General features: G+C 68.9%; 16 protein-coding genes. 1 reads left to right on the top strand and 15 read right to left on the bottom strand.

The genetic code is table 11. The annotated features are described in order from the left end of the window. Positions 1 to 32 precede the first annotated feature (32 nt). From ACI2KI_RS15865 to ACI2KI_RS15845, 5 genes are all read right to left on the bottom strand, one after another. Complete coding sequence (locus ACI2KI_RS15865) at positions 33 to 1295, bottom strand: glutamate-5-semialdehyde dehydrogenase (protein ID WP_404621614.1); 1263 nt, start codon at positions 1293 to 1295, stop codon at positions 33 to 35. Further along, positions 1292 to 2401, bottom strand: a complete 1110-nt coding sequence (proB, locus tag ACI2KI_RS15860) for a glutamate 5-kinase (protein WP_404621748.1) — start codon at positions 2399 to 2401, stop codon at positions 1292 to 1294. The genes ACI2KI_RS15865 and proB overlap by 4 nt, the downstream gene beginning before the upstream one ends. Positions 2402 to 2613: 212 nt before the next feature. Beyond that, positions 2614 to 4053, bottom strand: a complete 1440-nt coding sequence (locus tag ACI2KI_RS15855; protein ID WP_404621612.1) for an efflux transporter outer membrane subunit — start codon at positions 4051 to 4053, stop codon at positions 2614 to 2616. Beyond that, complete coding sequence (locus ACI2KI_RS15850; RefSeq protein WP_404621610.1) at positions 4053 to 7325, bottom strand: efflux RND transporter permease subunit; 3273 nt, start codon at positions 7323 to 7325, stop codon at positions 4053 to 4055. The genes ACI2KI_RS15855 and ACI2KI_RS15850 overlap by 1 nt, the downstream gene beginning before the upstream one ends. A gap of 6 nt (positions 7326 to 7331) precedes the next feature. Beyond that, positions 7332 to 8525: an efflux RND transporter periplasmic adaptor subunit gene (locus ACI2KI_RS15845; RefSeq protein WP_404621608.1), complete on the bottom strand. Its 1194-nt coding sequence runs from the start codon at positions 8523 to 8525 to the stop codon at positions 7332 to 7334. A gap of 160 nt (positions 8526 to 8685) precedes the next feature. Between ACI2KI_RS15845 and ACI2KI_RS15840 the strand changes: the two genes are divergently transcribed. Next, a complete protein-coding gene (locus ACI2KI_RS15840; RefSeq protein ID WP_292084718.1) occupies positions 8686 to 9279 on the top strand; it encodes a TetR/AcrR family transcriptional regulator in 594 nt (197 codons plus the stop codon). 57 nt (positions 9280 to 9336) lie between these two features. Here the strand turns inward: ACI2KI_RS15840 and leuB are convergent, their stop codons facing one another. The 10 genes from leuB to ACI2KI_RS15790 form a co-directional block, all read right to left on the bottom strand. After that, positions 9337 to 10455, bottom strand: coding sequence for a 3-isopropylmalate dehydrogenase (gene leuB / locus ACI2KI_RS15835; protein WP_404621606.1), 1119 nt, complete (start codon positions 10453 to 10455; stop codon positions 9337 to 9339). Beyond that, positions 10455 to 11057 carry a 3-isopropylmalate dehydratase small subunit gene (gene leuD, locus ACI2KI_RS15830; RefSeq protein ID WP_404621604.1) on the bottom strand — a complete coding sequence of 201 codons (603 nt, stop codon included), beginning with the start codon at positions 11055 to 11057 and terminating at the stop codon, positions 10455 to 10457. The genes leuB and leuD overlap by 1 nt, the downstream gene beginning before the upstream one ends. Next, a complete protein-coding gene (gene leuC, locus ACI2KI_RS15825) occupies positions 11050 to 12471 on the bottom strand; it encodes a 3-isopropylmalate dehydratase large subunit (protein WP_404621602.1) in 1422 nt (473 codons plus the stop codon). The genes leuD and leuC overlap by 8 nt, the downstream gene beginning before the upstream one ends. Next, positions 12458 to 13429, bottom strand: a complete 972-nt coding sequence (locus tag ACI2KI_RS15820; RefSeq protein ID WP_404621600.1) for a branched-chain amino acid transaminase — start codon at positions 13427 to 13429, stop codon at positions 12458 to 12460. Before ACI2KI_RS15820 ends, leuC begins: the two co-directional genes overlap by 14 nt. Further along, the gene (locus ACI2KI_RS15815) at positions 13413 to 14669 is read right to left on the bottom strand and encodes a 2-isopropylmalate synthase (protein WP_404621598.1); all 1257 of its coding nucleotides are present in this window, start codon (positions 14667 to 14669) and stop codon (positions 13413 to 13415) included. The genes ACI2KI_RS15820 and ACI2KI_RS15815 overlap by 17 nt, the downstream gene beginning before the upstream one ends. Then, entirely contained in the window at positions 14669 to 14920 is a 252-nt protein-coding gene (locus tag ACI2KI_RS15810) for an ACT domain-containing protein (RefSeq protein ID WP_312065312.1), read from the bottom strand. Before ACI2KI_RS15810 ends, ACI2KI_RS15815 begins: the two co-directional genes overlap by 1 nt. A gap of 2 nt (positions 14921 to 14922) precedes the next feature. After that, positions 14923 to 16641: an acetolactate synthase 2 catalytic subunit gene (ilvG, locus tag ACI2KI_RS15805; protein ID WP_404621596.1), complete on the bottom strand. Its 1719-nt coding sequence runs from the start codon at positions 16639 to 16641 to the stop codon at positions 14923 to 14925. Between the two features lie 41 nt (positions 16642 to 16682). Further along, positions 16683 to 17696: a ketol-acid reductoisomerase gene (ilvC, locus tag ACI2KI_RS15800; protein ID WP_292084728.1), complete on the bottom strand. Its 1014-nt coding sequence runs from the start codon at positions 17694 to 17696 to the stop codon at positions 16683 to 16685. A gap of 3 nt (positions 17697 to 17699) precedes the next feature. Further along, positions 17700 to 19439 carry a dihydroxy-acid dehydratase gene (locus ACI2KI_RS15795; protein ID WP_404621594.1) on the bottom strand — a complete coding sequence of 580 codons (1740 nt, stop codon included), beginning with the start codon at positions 19437 to 19439 and terminating at the stop codon, positions 17700 to 17702. Positions 19440 to 19543: 104 nt separating this feature from the next. Then, positions 19544 to 19774, bottom strand: coding sequence for a hypothetical protein (locus tag ACI2KI_RS15790; RefSeq protein ID WP_404621592.1), 231 nt, complete (start codon positions 19772 to 19774; stop codon positions 19544 to 19546). Between the last annotated feature and the right edge of the window lie 340 nt (positions 19775 to 20114).

Genomic DNA, 20114 nt, shown 5'->3' with positions numbered 1-20114 from the left:
GAGGGCTGTGGCGCTCTCCAGGGGGCGAAGGCTCAGGGTCGGGTCTGACCCTGACCGCGCACGACGTACTTGTAGGTGGTCAGCTGTTCAGCGCCGACGGGGCCGCGCGCGTGCAGCTTGGAGGTCGAGATGCCGATTTCGCCGCCGAAGCCGAACTCGCCGCCGTCGGCGAACTGGGTCGAGGCGTTGATCAGGACGATGGCGCTGTCGACCCCGTTGGCGAAGCGTTCGGCGGCCTCGGGGTTGGTGGTGATGATGGCCTCGGTGTGGCCCGAGCCGTAGCGGCGGATGTGATCCACGGCGCCCATCACTCCGTCCACGACCCGCACCGACAGGACGGGGGCCAGGTATTCGGTGGTCCAGTCGGCCTCGACCGCCTCGGTCGCTGCGGGGACCAGGGCGCGGGTCTCGGCGTCGCCGCGCAGTTCGCAACCGGCAGCCATCAGGTCAGCGGCGACGGCGGGCAAAAGGCGTTCGGCGGCGGCGCGATCGATCAGCAGGGTCTCGGTGGCGCCGCAGACCGAGACGCGGCGCATCTTGGCGTTGACGGCGACGCGGCGGGCGACCTCAAGGTCGGCGGCGGCGTCCAGATAGGTGTGGCAGAGGCCTTCCAGGTGGCCCAGCACAGGCGCTTTCGCCTCGGCCTGAACGCGGGCGACCAGGCTCTTGCCGCCGCGCGGGATGATCAGGTCGATGGCGCCGTCGAGGCCCGACAGGATGGCGCCCACGGCTTCGCGGTCAGGGACGGGAACCAGCTGGATGGTGTCGGCGGGCAGGCCGGCCTCGGTCACGGCGCGGGCCACCACGGCGGCGATGGCGCGCGAGGATTCCAGGCAGTCCGAACCGCAGCGCAGGATGGCGGCGTTGCCCGAGCGGATGCAGAGGGCGGCGGCGTCGGCGGTGACGTTGGGCCGGCTCTCGTAGATGACGCCCAGCACGCCGAGCGGGGTGCGGACGCGGGCGATGTCCAGGCCGTTGGCGGGGGTCCAGCGGGCCATCTCGGCGCCGACGGGGTCGGGCTGGGCGGCGATGGTCTCGACGGCGACGGCCATGCCCTCGACGCGGGCGGGGGTCAGGGCCAGGCGGTCGATCAGGGCTTCGGATAGGCCGGAGGCGCGGGCGTTGTCGATGTCGCGGGCGTTGGCGGCCAGAATCTCGGCCTCGGCGGCGCGCAGACCCTTGGCGAGGCGGGTCAGGGCGTCGGTGCGGGCCTCTGGCGTGGTGGCGCGAAGGGAGTCAGCGGCGACGCGGGCGCGGCGGCCCATGTCCAACATGAGGGCGCTTACGTCGGTCATAGGGTCTCCAGCACCAAGTCGTCGCGGTGGATCACGACCGAGGGGCCGCGGTAGCCGATCAGGGTCTCGATCTCATCCGAATGGCGGCCCCGGATCAGGGCGATTTCATCGGCGGGATAGGCGGCCAGGCCGACGCCGACGACGGCGCCGGACGGATCGAGCAGGCGCAGACTGTCGCCCTTTTCGAACTCGCCGCTGACGGTGACGATGCCCGAGGGCAGCAGGCTCTTGCCGGATTTCAGGGCGCACACGGCGCCCTCGTCCAGGGTCAACGAACCGCCGGGGGCCATGCTGCCGGCGATCCACTGCTTCCACGCGGCCAGGGGCGTGGCCGGGGCGGTGATCAGGGTGGCGCGGGCGCCTTCGGCCACGGCCTTCAGCGGATGCAGGGTCAGACCCGAGGCGATGACGGTGGCGCAGCCGGCGGAGCGGGCGATCTGGGCGGCCGCCAGCTTGGTGGCCATGCCGCCGGTGCCGACCCCGGCCTCGGCGTTGGCGCCGCTCGCCATGCCGAGAATGTCGGGGCCGAGGCTCTCTACCAGGGCCAGATGGCGGGCGTCGGGATCGCGGCGCGGGTCGGCGGTGTAGAGGCCGTCTACGTCGGACAGCAGGATCAGCAGGTCGCCGCGCGCCAGTTGTGCGGCGCGCGCAGCCAGCCGGTCGTTGTCGCCGTAGCGGATTTCCTCGGTGGCGACGGTGTCGTTCTCGTTGACCACAGGGACGACGCCGTGGGCCAGCAGGGCCTCGACCGTGGCGCGGGCGTTGAGCCAGCGACGGCGGCGCTCGGTGTCGTCGCGGGTCAGGAGGACCTGGGCGGTGATCAGGCCATGGGGGGCCAGGGCCTCTTCCCAGGCGTGCATCAGCAGGGTCTGGCCGACGGCGGCGGCGGCCTGCTTGTCCTGCAGCCGGCCGGGCGAGGTCTTCAGCCGTCCGCGCCCCAGGGCCACGGCGCCGGAGGAGACGACGATGACCTCGCGACCCTGCTGGCGCAGGTCGGCGATGTCCTGGGCCAGGGAGGCCAGCCAGTCGCGGGTCACCGCGCGGGTGGCGGCGTCAACCAGAAGGGAGGAGCCGATCTTGACCACCACGCGGCGGGCATGGGCCAGCGCCGCCGCAGGCGAGGCTGCGGCGGCAGTCTCGGCGGCGGGGGAGGGCGCGGCGGGAACAGACACGCATCCTTCCTAGAGCATCAATCGGGCCATGGTCACGCCTTGGAGCGTGGAAATCGTGCGCGAGGGGCCAAAAGAAAACGCCCGGCGGGGTCGAACCTGCCGGGCGTTTGCATTTTCAGCGATGATCCGAGGATCAGGCTTCGGGGCTAGGCTTCAGGATCTGGCGCCTGATCCCAGCCGCCCGCCAGGGCCTTGAACAGGGCGATCTGGTAGGTGGTGACCTGGGCTTCCGAAGCGGCGAGGGCGGCGTCGGCGCCGGCCAGGGTCCGTTCCGAATCCAGCACCGTCAGGAAGCTGTCGGCGCCGGCGTCGAAACGCAGACGCGACAGGCGCGCCGCCGTCGCCGCCTGATCCCGCGCGGTGCGCAGGGCCGTGCGGCGGTCCAGTTCGTTGGCGTAGGCGCTGAGCGCCGTCTCGGTTTCCTGCAAGGCCGTCAGCACGGTCTGGTCGAAGGTCGCCAGGGCCGCGTCGGTCTGGGCGCCGGCCTGCTTGATGCGGGCGCGGGCCACGGCGATATTGGGGAAGTTCCAGCTGATCAGCGGGCCGACGCTGAAGCGGAAGTTGGCGTCCTCCCCCAGACCCGAAGAGTCCAGCGAGGTCGAGCCCAGCGAGCCCCCCAGGCTGATCGACGGATAGAGGCTGGCGGTGGCCACGTTCACGCGGGCGGCGGCGGCGGACAGACGGGCCTCGGCCTGACGCACGTCGGGACGACGCGCCAGAAGCGCCGCGCCGTCGCCGATCGGGATCGGCTGCGACAGTTGCGGCGGCGACTGGCAACCGCGCGCCGCCTCGCTGGCCTCGGCCGGGGTGCGCCCGGTCAGGGTGGCGAGGCGATAGAGGGCGCCGTCGCGCGAGGCCCGCAGAGGCGGCAGGCTGGCGCGGGTCTGCTCCAGGGCCGCGCGGGCGCGGGCCACGTCCAGCCCATTGCCCGATCCGCCGTCGAGCAGACGCTGGGTCAGGTCGACGGTCTTGCCCTGCAGGTCGATGGTGCGTTCGGCGACCGCGATCTGGGCGTTGGCCGAGCAGGTGTCGGCGTAAGCCCGGGCCGTTTCAGCGGCGACCGAGATGCGAACGATCTCCAGCGCCTCGGCGGCGGCGGCGGCGTCATTACGGGCGGCGCGGATGGAGGACTCCACCCGACCGAACAGGTCGACCTCGTAGGAGACGTCCAGGCCGACGCTGTAGGTGTCGACGTCGTCCAGCTTGGCGCCGTTGGCGGCGGGGTTGGTGATGGTCGAGGCCTGGCTGCGGTTGAAGGCGGCGTTGGCGTTGGTCGTGGGCAGGCGGCCGGCGCGGGCTTCGGACAGCGAGGCCCGGACGGCGCGCAGATTGGCCGCGGCCGCCTCCAGCTCGTTGTTCTCGGTCAGCGCCTGCTGGATCAGGCTGTCCAGCGTGGCGTCGTTATAGAGCCGCCACCAGTCGGCGCGGGCCGCCTCGGTCGAAACCGAGGCGGATTGCGAGCCGATGAAGGCGCCCTGGCCCTGCGCCGGGATCGTAGCGTCCGGCGCCTTGGGCCCGACCGCGCAGGCGGCGAGCAAAAGCGCGGCGCCGGAAGCGGTCAGGAGCGAGAAGGCTTTACGGTTCATCAGGCGTCTCCCAGGCGCGGGCTGGCCGTGGGGGCCGTCGGCGCGGGGTCGTTGGGGTCGTACGGATCATGCGGAGGCGCGCCGTAGGTCGTCGGCAGCTCGCGCGGCTTCTCCGGCGTCTTGGGCAGCTTGGCCGAAAGCCAACGCATCATCACGTAGAAGACCGGGGTGAAGATCAGGCCGAAGAAGGTCACGCCCAGCATGCCGGAGAAGACCGACGTGCCCAGCGACTGGCGCATTTCGGCGCCGGGGCCGGTCGCCAGCATCAGCGGCACGACGCCGAAGATGAAGGCGAAGGAGGTCATCAGGATCGGACGCAGACGCACCTTGGCGGCGTAAACAGCCGCTTCGAAGCGATCCATGCCCTCTTCTTCTTCCGCCTGCTTGGCGAACTCGACGATCAGGATGGCGTTCTTGGCCGCCAGGGCGATCAGGACGACCAGGCCGATCTGGACCAGGATGTTGTTGTCCAGACCGCGGATGTTCACCCCGATCATGGCCGCCAGCAGACACATGGGGACGATCAGCACCACCGCGAGCGGCAGGGTGAAGGCCTCATATTGCGCCGCCAGCACCAGGAAGACGAAGACCACGGCCATGATAAAGATCATCGAGGCCCCGCCCGAGGCCTGCTTCTCCTGCAGGGCCAGTTCGGTCCACTCGTAGCTGAAGCCTTGCGGCAGGGCTTGAGAGGCCAGTTGCTCCATCGCCGCGATGCCCTGGCCGGACGAGATGCCCGGTGCAGCCTGGCCCTGCAGCTCGGAAGCCGGGAACAGGTTGTAGCGGACGACGCGGGCCGGACCGGAATCCTCGCGCAGGTTGGCGACGGCGCCGATCGGCACCATGGCGCCGGAGGCGGAGCGGGTCTTCAGGTTGGCGATGTCGGCGATGTCGTCGCGGGCCGAGGGTTCAGCCTGGGCGGTGACGCGGAAGGTGCGACCCAGCAGGTTGAAGTCGTTGATGTAGGAGGAGCCCAGGTAGACGCCGAGGGTGTCGAACACCGCCGACGGCTGGACGCCCATCATCAGGGCCTTGTTGCGATCGACGTCGGCGGCGATGCGGGGCGAGCCGGTGTTGTAGGTCGAGAAGACCTGCTGCACCTGTTCAGGCATCTGGGCCGCGCCGCCCATCATGGCGAAGGTGGCGCCTTCCAGCGCGCGATAGCCCGCGCCGGAACGGTCCTGGATCATCATCTTGAAGCCGTTGCCGTTGCCCAGGCCCTGAACGGCCGGGGGGGCGATGACGAAAATGTTGGCTTCCTCGATGCCGCCGGTGGCGCCGGTGATGGCGCCGGCCAGGGCGGTGGCGGCCTGTTCCTTGGTGCGGTTCTCGAAGGCGTCGAGGCGCACGAAGATGGTCGCGGCGTTGGAGCCGAACGAGAAGCTGGAGCCGTCGAGACCGGCGAAGGCCACAGTGCCGTCGACACCCTCGGTCTTCTGGATGATCTCGTTGGCGCGCTTCATCACGGCCTCGGTGCGGTCAAGCGAAGCGCCGGCGGGAAGCTGGATGACGCCGATCAGGAAGCCCTGGTCCTGCTCCGGAATGAAGCCCGAGGGCGTGTCCATCAGGCGCCAGCCGGTGAGGGCCAACAGGCCCGCATAGATGATCATGACGACCATCAGCGAGCGGACCAGACGGGCGGTCAGACGACCATACTTGTCCGACAGCCAGTCGAAGCCCTGGTTGAACTTGTCGCCGGCCCAACGGACGTAATAGACGACCGCGCCCCAGAGGCCCGGCTTGCGCACGTTGTCGTGCTCTGTGTGCGGCTTGAGCAGCAGGGCGGCCATGGCCGGGGACAGCGTCAGGGACACCAGCAGCGAGATCAGAGCCGCCGAGGCGATGGTGACGGCGAACTGACGGTAGAAAATGCCGGGGATGCCGGGGACGAAGGCGGTCGGAACGAACACCGCCGTCAGCACCAGGCCGATGGCGATCAGGGCGCCGGAGACCTCCTGCATGGAACGATAGGCGGCCTCCTTGGGCGTCAGGCCTTGTCTCAGGTAGCGCTCGACGTTCTCGACCACGACGATGGCGTCGTCGACGACGATGCCGACGGCGAGGACCAGAGCGAACAGCGACAGGGAGTTGATGGAATAGCCGAGCGCCAGTTGCACCGCGAAGGTGCCGACCAGGGCGACGGGGATGGCGACGATGGGAATGATGGCCGCGCGCCAGGTCTGCAGGAAGACCATGACAACGATGACGACGAGGACGACGGCTTCCAGCAGGGTGTGCTGCACCGCTTCGACCGAGGCGGCGACGAATTCCGTCGGGTTGTAGGGGATGGAGACGGCCATGCCGGCCGGCAGTTCGGTCTTGATGGCCTCGACCTCGGCCAGGACGCGGTTGGCAGTGCCCAGGGCGTTGGCGCCCGGCTGCTGGACGACCGCGACGCCGACGCCGCGCTCTCCGTCGAAGAAGCCGCGGATGCCGTAATCCTGGGCGCCGAGTTCAACGCGGGCGACGTCACGGACGCGGGTCACGCGCCCTTGAGCATCGGTTTTGATGACGACGTCGGCGAACTGGTCAGGGTCGGACAGACGGCCCTGGACCTGAACCGGCAGCTGGAAGGCGGCGGCGTTGGTGGCGAAGGGCGGCTGACCGATGGCGCCGGCGGCGGCCTGGACGTTCTGGGCGCGCAGGGCGGCGACGATGTCAGGACCCGTCAGACCGCGCTCGGCCGCCTTGGCCGGGTCGATCCAGATCCGCATCGAATAGTTGCCGCCGCCGAACACCTGGACCTGACCGACACCGTCGATCCGCAGCAGGCGGTCGCGCAGCGTCGAGTTGGCGAAGTTGCCGACATAGTCGTTGTCCAGGCTGCCGTCGGGCGAGGTCAGGCCGACGATCATCAGGAAGCCGCTTTCGGCCTTGTTGACCGTCACGCCGATCTGGCGGACCTGTTCAGGCAGCTTGGGCTCGGCCAGGGCGACGCGGTTCTGCACCAGCACCTGGGCGGAATCGAGATCCGTGCCTGGCTGGAAGGTCACCGTGATCGCCACGGCCCCGTCGGAGGTGGACGAGGAGGTCAGGTACAGCATCTTCTCGACGCCGTTGACCTCTTGCTCGATGGGGGCGGCGACCGTCTCGGCCAGGGTCTCGGCCGAGGCGCCCGGATAGGCCGCGTTGATGGTGATGGTGGGCGGCGCGATCTCCGGATACTGCGACAGGGGCAGCATCGGATAGGCGAACAGGCCGATCAGGGTGATGAACACCGAGATCACGCCTGCAAAGATCGGCCGATCGATGAAGAAGCGTGAGAAATTCATGAGCTATCAGCCGGCGTTGGCGAAGGAGGCGCTGGAAGCCGGCGCCGCCTGGGTGACCGGGGCGCCGCCAGCCTGCGGCGCGACCGGAGCGATGGTGCCGTTCTTGGGTGCGACCTTCATGCCCGGCATCTGGATGCGCTGACCGCCGGCGATGATGACGCGATCGGTCGGTTTCAGGCCGGAACGGATGACACGCAGGCCGTCGACCAGAGGTCCGGTCTGGACCGCCCGCGGCTCGGTCGTGCCATCAGGCTTGACCACGATGACCACGCGGCGCGCTGCGTCGGTGGCGATGGCGGCGTCGGGCACCAGCAGGGCCTGATAGGCGCCGGCACCGGCCAGTTGGGCCTGACCGAACATGCCGGGCTTCAGGAAGCCGTCGGCGTTCGGCACCACGGCGCGCAGGCGGATAGTGCCCGAGGCCGGGTCAATGGCGTTGTCGGTGAAGTCCAGCGTGCCGACGCGGTCATAGCTGGTCTCGTCTTGCAGGCGGATGCGGATCGGGGCCGCGCCGCCGGAGCGGGCGTCGCGCTGATACTTGAGCGCCAGGGCTTCGGAACCGTCGAAGACGAAGTAGATCGGCGAGGCTGAAACCACGGTCGTCAGCACGTCGCCGGCGGAGGAGCCGCCGCCGACCAGGTTGCCGGGATCGACGCGGCGGTCGGACACACGGCCGGAAATCGGGGCCGTGACGCGGGTGAACTCGACGTCCAGCTGACGCGCGCGGATGGCGGCGTTGGCGGCCGAGACGGCGGCCTGGGCCTGGGCCACGGCGCCGCGCTTGGAATCGACCTCGGCCTGGGATACGGCCTGCGAGGCCAGCAGGCCTTCGGCGCGTGCGAACTCGGTGCGGGCCAGGGTCAGCTGGGCCTGGGCCTGCGACAGCTGGGCCTGGGCCGAGGCCAGGGCGGCCTGGGCCGGGCGCGGGTCAAGCGTGAACAGCAGCTGGCCCTGACGCACGAAGTCGCCGTCCTTGAAATGGACCGACTGGATGTAGCCGCCGACGCGCGCGCGCACATCGACCGTGCGGGGGGCTTCAAAGCGACCCGTGACTTCGTCCCAGTCCACCACCTGGCGGGCCAGGGGCAGGGCCACCGTCACCGGCGGGGCTTGGGGGGCGGGGGCTTCGCCGCCCTTGGAACAGCCGTAGAGGGCGGTCGCCATCAGTACGGACGCGGCCGCGATCTTCACCGTGCGCATCGGCGCATTCTCCTTGGGAGGGAATTGAATCTGGAAGACCGTCGCTCTTTGGGGAGGGAGCGTCCAGTCAACGCTGGGTGACTTATAGAACGGCGGCAGCGCTTGTCAACGTCTGATGACAAAGCCATATAGGGTTTAAGGTTTATTGGAGTAGGTTCCGTTGGTCCTTTGCGACGCCCCTCGACCGCGTAACGCCAACGCGACGCGCCAGGCGATTCTGGAAGCGGCGCGGGAGCGTTTTTGTTCCGACAGCTACGATGACGTCGGCATGCGAGACGTCGCGCGCGACGTCGGCGTGGATGCCGCTCTGATCAGCCGCTACTTCGGGTCCAAGGAAGACCTGTTCGTCGCCGTGCTGGACAGCTGCAAGAACGGTCGCGACCTGATGGACGGCCCGCGCGAGGACTTCGGCGAGCGGCTGGCGCGCGAGATCGTCTACGGGGAGGTCATGCCCTGTCAGGATGACGGCGCGGGCGCCAAGATGCGAGGTCTGTTGATCCTGCTGCGATCAGTCGGTTCGGCCAAAGCGATGGACGTCATGCAGCGCACGTCCAACAACCGCTTCTTCGACCCTTTGGCCGCCTGGATCGGCGGTCCCGAGGCCCCGGTGCGTGCGCGTCTGGCGGCGGGCCTGATCATGGGCATGGCGATCGGGCGCGAACTGTCGGACGGATATTCTTCGCTGGATGAGACGCAGAAGGCGGAGTTGGCGCGGCGCATGGCCGTGGCCTTGCAGGGCCTGATCGACAACTGAAACGCCAAAAGGGCGGACCGCGAGGCCCGCCCTTTCTTTGTGCGCCGACGTCGGGGCTCAGGCCCAGTGCATCGGCACGTGGCGGGCGGCGGCCCAGTGGATGGCGCGGATGGCGTCGACGATGGCGCGGGTGGCCTCGACCGTGCCCAGGGCGCCGCCCAGATCGGCGGTGACCGCGCCCGAGGCCAGAACCGCCGCAACGGCGGCTTCGATCGAGTCCGCTTCGTCCTCCAGATCGAAGCTGTGGCGCAGCATCATGGCCGCTGACAGCACCATGCCGACCGGGTTGGCCAGATCCTGACCGGCGATGTCCGGGGCCGAGCCATGGATCGGCTCGAACAGGCCGGGGCCGTCCGCGCCCAGCGAGGCCGAGGGCAGCAGGCCGATGGAGCCGCCCAGCACCGAGATCTCGTCCGACAGGATGTCGCCGAACATGTTCTCGGTCTGGATGACGTCATACTCGCGCGGCTTCCTGATCAGGTGCATGGCCATGGAGTCGACCAGGGCGTGTTCCAAGGTGATCTGCGGATATTCCTCGGCGTGGATGCGGGTCACCACTTCACGCCACAGGCGGCTGGTCTCCATGACATTGGCCTTGTCGACCGAGGTCACCTTGCCGCGGCGTTGGCCGGCGGCCTGGAAGGCGGCGCGGGCGACGCGTTCGATCTCCTCGACCGTATAGACGCACAGGTCCGAGGCGCTGGTCGCGGTGCGGGTCTTCTCGCCGAAATAGACGCCGCTGGTCAGTTCGCGGAAGACGATCAGATCGACGCCCTCGACGATCTCCTTCTTCAGCGGCGAGCGGTGGGCCAGGACCGGCGAGACCTGCAGCGGGCGCAGATTGGCGTACAGGCCCATGGCCTTGCGGATGGCCAGCAGACCCTGTTCGGGGCGGACCGGGGCGCCGTCCCACTTGGGACCACCGACCGCCCCCAGCAGGACGGCGTCGGAGGCCAGGCAGGCGGCCTTGGTGTCCTCGGGCAGGGCCTCCCCGGTCGCGTCGATGGCGGCGCCGCCGATCAGGTGCTCGGTGAAGTCGAAGCGGTGGCCGTAGATATCGCCGATGCAGGTCAGGACGCGCTCTGCGGCCAGGGCAACCTCAGGCCCGACGCCGTCGCCGGGCAGGACCACGATGTTGAAGGTACGGGGAGCGGGGTGGGCTTCATGGTGGGGCATCAGGCGGTCTCCGGCTGATAGGAATCTTGGCGCAGGCGTTCAAAGGTTTCGACGTAGGGCAGCTTCGCTTGCAGCCAGCCGAGGGTGTCGACCCCGTCGAGCAGGCACTGGCGGGCGAAGGCTTCGACCTTGAAGGAGACGGGGGCGACGTTGCCGCGACGGATCTCGCCGGCTTCCAGATCGATGGTGACAGCCTGTTCCGGGTGGGCGGCCAGGTCGTCCCAGGTCGCCTGATCGACGACGATCGGCAGGAGGCCGTTCTTCAGGGCGTTGGAGGTGAAGATGTCGGCGATCTCGGTCGAGATCACCGCCCGGAAGCCGTAGTCCAGCAAGGCCCACGGCGCGTGTTCGCGCGACGAGCCGCAGGCGAAGTTCGGCCCCGCCAGCAGGATGCGCTGTTCGGTCGGGTCGATGCGGTTCAACACGGCCTCGGGCTTGGGCGAGCCGTCGGCCTCATAGCGCCAGTCGTGGAAGGCGTGGGCGCCCAGACCCTCGCGCGTCGTGGTGGTCAGGAAGCGCGCCGGGATGATCTGATCGGTGTCGATATTGGCCTGGCTCAGCGTCAGGGTCTTCGACGTCAGCGTTTTAAAGGGCTCAGACATGAGCGGCCTCCAGATAGGCGCGCGGGTCGGTCAGGACGCCGGCGACGGCGCTGGCCGCGGCGGTGGCGGGGCTGGCCAGGATGGTGCGGGCGCCCTTGCCCTGACGGCCTTCGAAATTGCGGTTGGAGGTGGAGACCGCCAGCTGGCCGGGGGCGACGAAATCGCCGTTCATGGCGATGCACATGGAGCAGCCGGGGATGCGCCATTCGGCGCCGGCGGCGATGAAGACCTTGTCCAACCCTTCGGCCTCGGCGTCGCGACGCACGGCCTCGGAGCCGGGGACGACCAGCATGCGAACGCCCGGCTGGACCTTGCGGCCGCGCAGGACGTCGGCGGCGGCGCGCAGGTCGGGCAGGCGGCCATTGGTGCAACTGCCGATGAAGACGACGTCGACCTTGTGGCCGGTCGTGGCCTCGCCGGCGGTGAAGCCCATGTAGGCGATGGCCTTGCGGTCCGAGTCCGAGCGCGGCTGCGGCACGGGAGCGCCGACGGGAGCGCCGGCGTCGGGGGTGGTGCCCCAGGTGGCCATGGGACGGATGGCGGCGCCGTCCAGCGTCACCTCCTTGTCGAAGGCCGCATCGGGATCGGAAGCCAGGCTCAGCCAGTCGGCGGCGGCGGCCTCGTAGTCGGCGGGGACGTGACGACGGCCGCGCAGCCAGTCGATGGTGACGCGGTCGGGGGCGATCATGCCCGCCCGCGCGCCTGCCTCGATGGACATGTTGCACAGGGTCATGCGCCCTTCCATGTCCAGCGAACGCACGGCCTCGCCCGCATATTCGATGACGTAGCCCGTGCCGCCGCCGAAGCCGATGGCGGCGATGACGGCCAGGGCGACATCCTTGCCCGAGACGCCGGGACGCAGACGGCCATCGACGGTCACGCGCATGGATTTGGCGCGGCGCTGCAACAGGCACTGGGTCGCCAGAACATGGCCGACCTCGGAGGTGCCGATGCCGAAGGCCAGGGCGCCGAAGGCCCCGTGGGTGGCGGTGTGGCTGTCGCCGCAGACCACGGTCATGCCCGGCTGGGTCAGGCCCAGTTCAGGCCCCATGACGTGGACGACGCCGCGCTGGTCGGAATCCCAGCCGGCCAGCTCAACGCCGTGGCGGGCGCAGTTGGTCTCCAGGGTCTCGACCTGGGCCTTGGCGGCCTGGGTGAAATAGGGCCGCTGGCCGTCCGGCCCGGCGGGCAGGGTCGGGGTGGAGTGGTCCAGGGTGGCGAAGGTGCGGTCGGGGCGGCGGACCTTCAGTCCGCGCGCCTCGATTTCGGAAAAGGCCTGGGGCGAGGTGACCTCGTGAACCAGATGCAGGTCCACATACATGACGCCCGGCGTTTCGGCCGTTTCCGGCACGACGACGTGCCGGTCCCAGACCTTTTCGTACAGGGTTTTCGGGCCGGTCTTAGGCGGGCTCATGCACGCGTTCTTTCGTGGCGACGATGGCGGTGTCGTGGATGGGCTCCAGCCAGCCGAAGCGGTCGGGCGTCGTGCCGTCGAACAGGCCGCGGAAGGCCTTGTTGACCGCCTTCGTGATCGGGCCGGGGCCGGCGGCGCGGGTCGTGATGCCGTCGATGGAGCGCACCGGAGTGATCTCGGCGGCGGTGCCGGTCATGAAGACTTCGTCGGCGACGTAGAGAGCTTCGCGCGGGAGGATCTGCTCGCGGGCTTCGTAGCCCAGACCGCGCGCCAGCTTCATCACGCTGTCGCGCGTGATGCCCTGCAGGATGGAGGCGGCGGCGGGGGGCGTCATCAGCACCCCGTCCTTGACCACGAACAGGTTCTCGCCGGCGCCTTCCGACAGGCGGCCGTCGACGCCCAGGGCGATGCCTTCGCCGAAGCCGCCGACGCGGGCTTCACGGCCGATCAGGTAGCCGGACAGGTAGTTGCCGCCGGCCTTGGCGCCCGCCGGGATGGTGTTCGGAGCGACGCGGTTCCAGCTGGAGACGCAGGCGTCGACGCCCTTCTCCAAGGCTTCCTCGCCCAGATAGGCGCCCCAGGGGAAGGCCGAGATCATGACGTCGGTGCGGATGTTTTCCGGCGACGGGGTCACGCCCATGCCGCACTCGCCCAGGAAGGCCAGGGGCCGCAGGTAGGCCGAATGCAGGCCCTCGGAACGGACCACGTCCTTGCAGGCCTGGACCAGCTCGTCCTCGGTGAAGGGCAGGGGGAAGTGATAGATGCGCGCGCTGTCGAACAGGCGGCGGATGTGGTCGGTCAGTCGAAAGCCGCACGGGCCGTTGGGGGTGTCATAGACACGGATGCCCTCGAACACCGAGGTGCCGTAGTGCAGGGCGTGGCTCATGACGTGAATCTTCGCGTCGGCCCAAGGCGTCAGGTCGCCGTTGATCCAGATATTCTTAGCCAGCGGCTGCATAGGTCTTGTCCATTTGTGCGGAGGCGCCAGCGGCTGTCACCGCCGTGATGATGGCGGTCAGTTCCGCGTCATTGATTTCGCCGATCTGGTCGGCGCGTTGTTTGAAGCCAGCGAAGACGTCGGCCAGGCGCTGGCCTTCCAGCACATGGCCCAGGGCCTCGGCCCGCTTGCCGACCGCGTGGCGGCCGGAATGCTTGCCCAGCACGAAGTAGCTGCCCTCGAAACCGACGTCCTCGGGACGCATGATCTCGTAGGTGCGGGCGTCGGCCATCATGCCGTGCTGGTGGATCCCGGCCTCGTGGGCGAAGGCGTTCAGGCCGACGATGGCCTTGTTGCGGGCGATGACCGTCTCGGTCACTTCGCGCAGGGTCTGCGAGGCGCGCACCAGGTGGCGGCTCTCGGCGGATACGGTGACGCCATAGCGGTCCGCGCGGGTGCGCAGGGCCATGATGATCTCCTCGATGGAGGCGTTGCCGGCCCGTTCGCCGATGCCGTTGATCGCGCCCTCGATCTGACGCGCGCCGCCCTCGACGGCGGCCAGGGAGTTGGCCACGGCCAGGCCCAAGTCGTTGTGCGCGTGCGACGAGAAGATGATGTCGGCGTGTCGCGGACGGATGATCCCGTCCAGATAGGCGAAGCGCTGGCGCGCTTCTTCCGGCGTGGCGTAGCCGACGGTGTCGGGCACGTTCAGCGTCTGGGCGCCCGCATCGGCGGCGGCCATCAGGGCCTCGGCCAGGAACTCGGGCTCGGTGCGGAAGGCGTCCTCGGCCGAGAACTCGACGTCGTCGAACATCGAGGCGGCGTATTCCACCGTGCGCGAGATGGTGGCCAGCACCTCGTTGGTGCTCATCCGCAGCTTGGCCGAGCGGTGGATCGGGCTGGTGGCCAGGAAGACGTGGCAGCGGCGATGCGATTTGGGCGCCGGCGCCAGAGCCCGGAACGAGGCGTCGATGTCCTTCTCGTTGGCGCGGTTCAGCGAGGCGAAGATCGGTCCCTCGATCTCGCCGCAGACGCGTCGGATGCATTCCTCGTCGCCCGGCGAGGCGGCGGCGAAGCCGGCCTCGATCACGTCCACGCCCAGGTCGCGCAGGACGTGGGCCATCTTCAGCTTGGCCTCGGCCGACATGGAGAAGCCGGGGGCCTGTTCGCCGTCGCGCAGGGTGGTGTCGAAGATGATGACGCGGTTGGGATCCGACGCCGTAATCTCGGCGGTTCTGGATACTCGTTCTACTCGGGACATTAGGCGGCCTCGGACTGATAGGCAGGGGTGCTGATGCGAGCGACGCCGAACAGGCGGTCGATCTGGCAACCCAGATTGTCGATGGAGCGCGCGGCGTCGCGCCCGCGCACGGTCAGGGCGATGCGGCGCGAGGGGCCTTCGTCAGCCATGCTCATGCCGTCGATGTGGAAGCCGCGGCGTTCCACCAGGCCGATGAGACGCTGAAGCGAGCCGTCGGCCCGGTCGATCTGGATGTGAATGGTGTCGCTCATGCTCATGCGCCTTCCATCATTTCAGCGTTGCTCTTGCCCGGCGGAACCAGAGGCCAGACGTTCTCTTTGGGGTTGATGATGACGTGGGCCAGGCAGGGGCCGTCGGCCGCCAGCAGGCGGGCGATGCCGTCCTCGACCTGATCGCGTTGGTCGATGCGGAAGGCCTCGACGCCGAAGGCTTCGGCCACCTTCACGAAGTCCGGGTTGTCGGACAGATCGACCTCGGAATAGTTCTCCTCGAAGAACAGCTCCTGCCACTGGCGCACCAGGCCCAGCGAGGAGTTGTCGAGCAGGACGATCTTCAGGGCGACGCCGTAGCGTTTCAGGGTCGCCAGCTCCTGGATGTTCATCATGAAGCCGCCGTCGCCGGCGATGGTGACGACCGTGGCCGAGGGATCGGCCAGCTTGGCGCCCAGACCGGCGGGCAGGCCGAAGCCCATGGCGCCCAGACCGCCCGAGGTGATGTGGGCTTCCGGCTTGGAGAAGCGGCAGTGTTGGGCCGCCCACATCTGATGCTGGCCGACGTCGCAGGCGGCGACGAAGCGGTCGCCGGCGGCCTCGGACAGCTGCTTCAGCAGAGCGGGGGCATAGACGCCTTCGCCCGGGGCGTCATAGCGGGCCGCATGGTTCACGGCGGCCGTGGCGCAGCGGATGACCCAGGGGTCGATGGCCAGAGGAGCGGCGGCCAGACGGGCGGTCAGGGCCTCGACGCCGGGCTTCAGTTCGCCGGCGACCGGGACGTGGGTTTCGCGCAGCTTGCCGATCTCGGAGGCGTCGACGTCGAAATGGACGACCCGGGCGTGGGGCGCGAACTCGGCCAGCTTGCCGGTGGCGCGGTCGTCGAAGCGGGCGCCCAGAACGATCAGCAGGTCGGACGACTGGACCGCTTCGTTGGCGGCGCGCGTGCCGTGCATGCCCAGCATGCCCAGATAGCCGGGGGCGTCGGTGGCGACCGTGCCCAGGGCGTTCAGGGTTGAGACGGCCGGGATGCCGGTGGCCTCGGCGAAGGCGCGGACGGCCTCGGTCGCGCGGCCGATCTTCACGCCGCCGCCGATGTAGATCAGCGGGCGCTCGGCGGTGCGGATGAAGCGCTCGGCCTCAACTATGGCGTCGTGGTCGACGTCGGCGGTCTCATTGGGGATGTTGAAACCGAAGGGGGCGGTCGCCGTGGCGAACTGGACGTCTTTGGGCAGGTCGACCAGGACCGGGCCGGGGCGGCCCGAGGCGGCGATGTGGAAGGCCTGTTCGACGGCGGCCGGAATCTCGGCGGCGTCGCGCACCAATATAGAGTGCTTCACGATCGGCAGGGTGACGCCCAGGATGTCGATCTCCTGGAAGGCGTCAGTGCCCATGACGCCCTGGGGGACGTTGCCGGTGATGCAGACCATCGGCACCGAATCCATCATGGCGTTGGCGATGCCGGTGATCAGATTGGTGGCGCCGGGACCGGAGGTGGCCATGCAGACGCCGACCTTGCCCGAGGCGCGGGCATAGGCGTCGGCGGCGAAGGCCGCGCCCTGTTCGTGACGGACCAGGATATGCTTCAGGCCCGTGCCGGTCAGGGCGTCGTAGATGGGCATGATGGCGCCGCCGGGGTAGCCGAAGACCACCTCCACGCCCATCCGCTCCAGGCTGGAGACGAGCAGGCGCGCGCCGGTGGCCGTGTCGTTCACGGACGCCGGGGCGGAGGCGGGTTTCGGGGCGGGCGCGACGGCGCTCATCTGGTCAGTCTCTCTTTATATATGCGCGATATATGCGCGGGTCAGGCGGCTTCAGACTTGGGGGTCTGCAGCCAGGCCATCCGCTCGCGCAGGCGGGCGCCGGTCTGTTCGATGTGGGATTGGCGATCCGCGTCCAGCCAGGCCTGATACTGCGGCTTGCCGGTCTCGTTCTCGGCGATCCAGTTGCGGGCGAAGGTGCCGTCCTGGATCTCGGTCAGGACCTCCTTCATGCGGGCGCGGGTCTCGTCGGTGATGACGCGCGGGCCCGAGGCGACGGCGCCCCACTTGGCCGTTTCCGAGATGAAGTGGTGCATCTTGGAGATGCCGCCCTCGTAGAAGAGGTCCACGATCAGCTTCAGCTCATGCAGGCATTCGAAGTAGGCGATCTCGGGCTGGTAGCCGGCTTCGACCAGGGTGTTGAAGCCCGAGATGACCAGCTCCTTGGCACCGCCGCACAGCACAGCCTGTTCGCCGAACAGGTCGGTTTCGGTCTCTTCGCGGAAGCTGGTCTCCAGCAGGCCGCCGGTCGCGCCGCCGATGCCCTTGGCGTAGCCCATGGCGCGGTCGCGCGCCTTGCCGGTCGCGTCCTTCTCGATGGCGAACAGCGAGGGGACGCCGCGGCCGCGTGCGAACTCGCGACGGACCAGATCGCCCGGACCCTTGGGGGCGACCAGGATGACGTCCATGTCGTCGCGCGGGGTGATGCGGTCGTAGATGATCGAGAAGCCGTGGGCGAACAGCAGGGCGGCGCCCGGCTTGGCGTTCGGCTCGATGATGTCGCGATAGACCTCGTTCTGGATCATGTCCGGGGTCAGGATGGCGATGATGTCGGCGCCGCGAACGGCCTCGGCCGGCTCGGCGGTGGGGACGCCGTCGGCGGTGGCGTGTTTCCAGCCCGTGCCGCCCTGGCGAACGCCGACGATCACGTCATGGCCCGAGTCCTTCAGGTTCTGGGCGTGGGCGCGACCCTGCGAGCCATAGCCGATGACGGCGATCCGCTGGCCGGCGATGGCGCCCGGCTTGATGTCGTCGTTGGTGTAGATGGTGATGGCCATGGGTCAGGCGTCCTCAGAGATGGCGGCGTTGGAATAGGTTTCGGCCGTTTGAGCCGGCGGCGGATTGGGGATGGTCACGGCCCCTTGCGAGGCGGAGGCGACGGCGGCGCGGTATTTCGCGAAAACGCCTTGCGCCGGGCGGACACGGTTGGGGGCGAAGTCCGCCCGGCGCGCCTCCAGATCGACGAGCACGTCGATCCTTCGGTTGGTGACGTCGATGACGATCGGATCGCCATCGCGAATAAGAGCAATCGGGCCGCCGACCGCCGCTTCGGGCGAGACATGGCCGGCGACGAAGCCGTAGGAGGCGCCCGAGAAGCGGCCGTCGGTCAGCAGGGCGACGTTCTCGATCTTGCGGCCCTTCAGGGCGGCGGTGACCTGCAGCATCTCGCGCATGCCAGGACCGCCCTTGGGCCCTTCGTAGCGGATGATGATGACGTCGCCCTCGCCGACCGATCCGTCCTGAACCGCGTGGAAGGCGTCCTCCTCGCAGTCGAAGACGGCGGCGGGGCCTTCAAAGCGGTCGACCTTGTGGCCGGTCAGCTTGATGACCGCGCCTTCGGGGGCCACGTCGCCATAGATGACGGCGTAGGAGCCGCGCGCCATGACCGGGGCGTCCATGCTGGTGACGACCTGCTGGCCGGGCGTCTCCTCGGCCTCGGCGGCTTCGGCGAACAGGCTGCGGCCGCTGACGGTCGGCGTGTTGACGATCTTGCCCGCCTCGGCCAGCCGCTGGGCGACCAGACGCGTGCCGCCCGCCGCGAACAGGTGCGAGGCCAGGAAGCGGCCGCCGGGCTTCAGGTCGCAGATAACCGGAGCCTCGACGCAGGCCTGATGGCAGTCCTCGATGCCGAAGTCGACGCCGGCCTCGGCGGCGATGGCGGTCAGGTGCATGACGGCGTTGGTCGATCCGCCCGAGGCCGAGACGGCGATGGCGGCGTTCTTCAGGCTGGCGCGAGTGATGAACTTGCGCGCCGTATCGCCGGCGAAGACCCGCTCGACGATCAGACGGCCGCAACGCTCGCCTTCCGCGCTCTTGCCGGGATCGACGGCGGGGACGTCATTGGCGCCCATGGGGCTGATGCCCATGATCGACAGGGCCATGGCCATGGTGTTGGCCGTGAACTGACCGCCGCAGGCGCCGGCGCCGGGGCAGACCGCGCTCTCGACCGCCTTCAGGCCTTCGTCGGACAGGGCGCCGGCGCCGTGGGCCCCGATGGCCTCGAACACCTCCTGGACCGAGACCTCCTTCTCGCCGATCCGGCCGGGCAGGATGGTGCCGCCGTAATAGACCAGGCCCGGGATATCCATCCGCGCCAGGGCCATAGCCGCCGCCGGGATGGTCTTGTCGCAGCCGACGATGCAGATGACGCCGTCCAGCTGATGGCCTTCGACCGCCAGTTCAATGGAGTCGGCGACGACCTCACGGCTGATCAGCGAGGCCTTCATCCCTTGGGTGCCCATGGAGATGCCGTCGGTGACGACGATGGTGTTGAAATCGACCGGATAGCCGCCCGCCGCGATGATCCCGGCGCGGACGTCCTTGGCCAGGCGATCCAGGTGCATGTTGCAGGGGGTAACCGTCGACCAGGTGTTGACGATGGCGATCATCGGCTTGTCGAAGTCGGCGTCCTGCATGCCCGCCGCCCGCAGATAGGAGCGCGCGGCGGCGCGGTTCGGGCCCTGGGTGACGGCCGAACTGCGCGCATTGGGTCGATTATTGCTGTCTGGCGTCTTGGTCATCGGGCTATTGGAAGTTTCTGTCTGTCGGGTCTGGGCTGAGCACATGAAAAAACCCCGCTGCCGGGAGGGAGCGGGGTGAAGCGGGCGATTTTGACGGGGTCAGGTCAGGTCGCAGGCATCCACACCGCTCGGCTAAGCGGAATAAGAATTACCGAAAGAAGGAGTACGCCCAGCGACAGCACGCGCAGATCAGCCGCCGCTTTCGCGGGGCTCAGGATCGCAGCAGTGGCGGCGCGGTGGGACACAGGAGAACCTTTCAACTGGCCGCTCTTATGCAGCCGTCGATGCTGCGTTGCAACCCGCAGCGGCCCGAATGTGGAATAAAAGTGCGCCATGCCGTCTTTCGGTCCTTCCAGCGCGCGTCTGTGCTCTGAAGCGGTGTCCTCGGCGCAACATTTTACCGCGTCGTGGCGGCGGGCCTATTATGTGTGGGTCTGGCGGGCTCGGATCCACCGGGGTGGGCGGCCTCAGCGCGGGGGTGGCGAGGGCTGTTGTGCGCCGAGTGGGGAGGCCTAGAGGCGGGGCTGCAGTCTCCCTGTATGTGCAGGGGCGTGGCGGTCAGCGGCCGCATCCTTTCCGGGACTCTCGTTCGTTGAGATAGTTCGTGAAACTGTCATTCAGGGCTTGTGGACTCGGGGTGGTGTCCGTATATCCGCCGCTCGCTCGGAGACGGGC

It is taken from the genome of Brevundimonas sp. NPDC046655 (assembly GCF_044901625.1).
Classification (GTDB): domain Bacteria; phylum Pseudomonadota; class Alphaproteobacteria; order Caulobacterales; family Caulobacteraceae; genus Brevundimonas.
The sequence above is the reverse complement of the archived record's forward strand: the minus strand, read 5'-3'. Positions and strand labels throughout refer to the sequence as shown.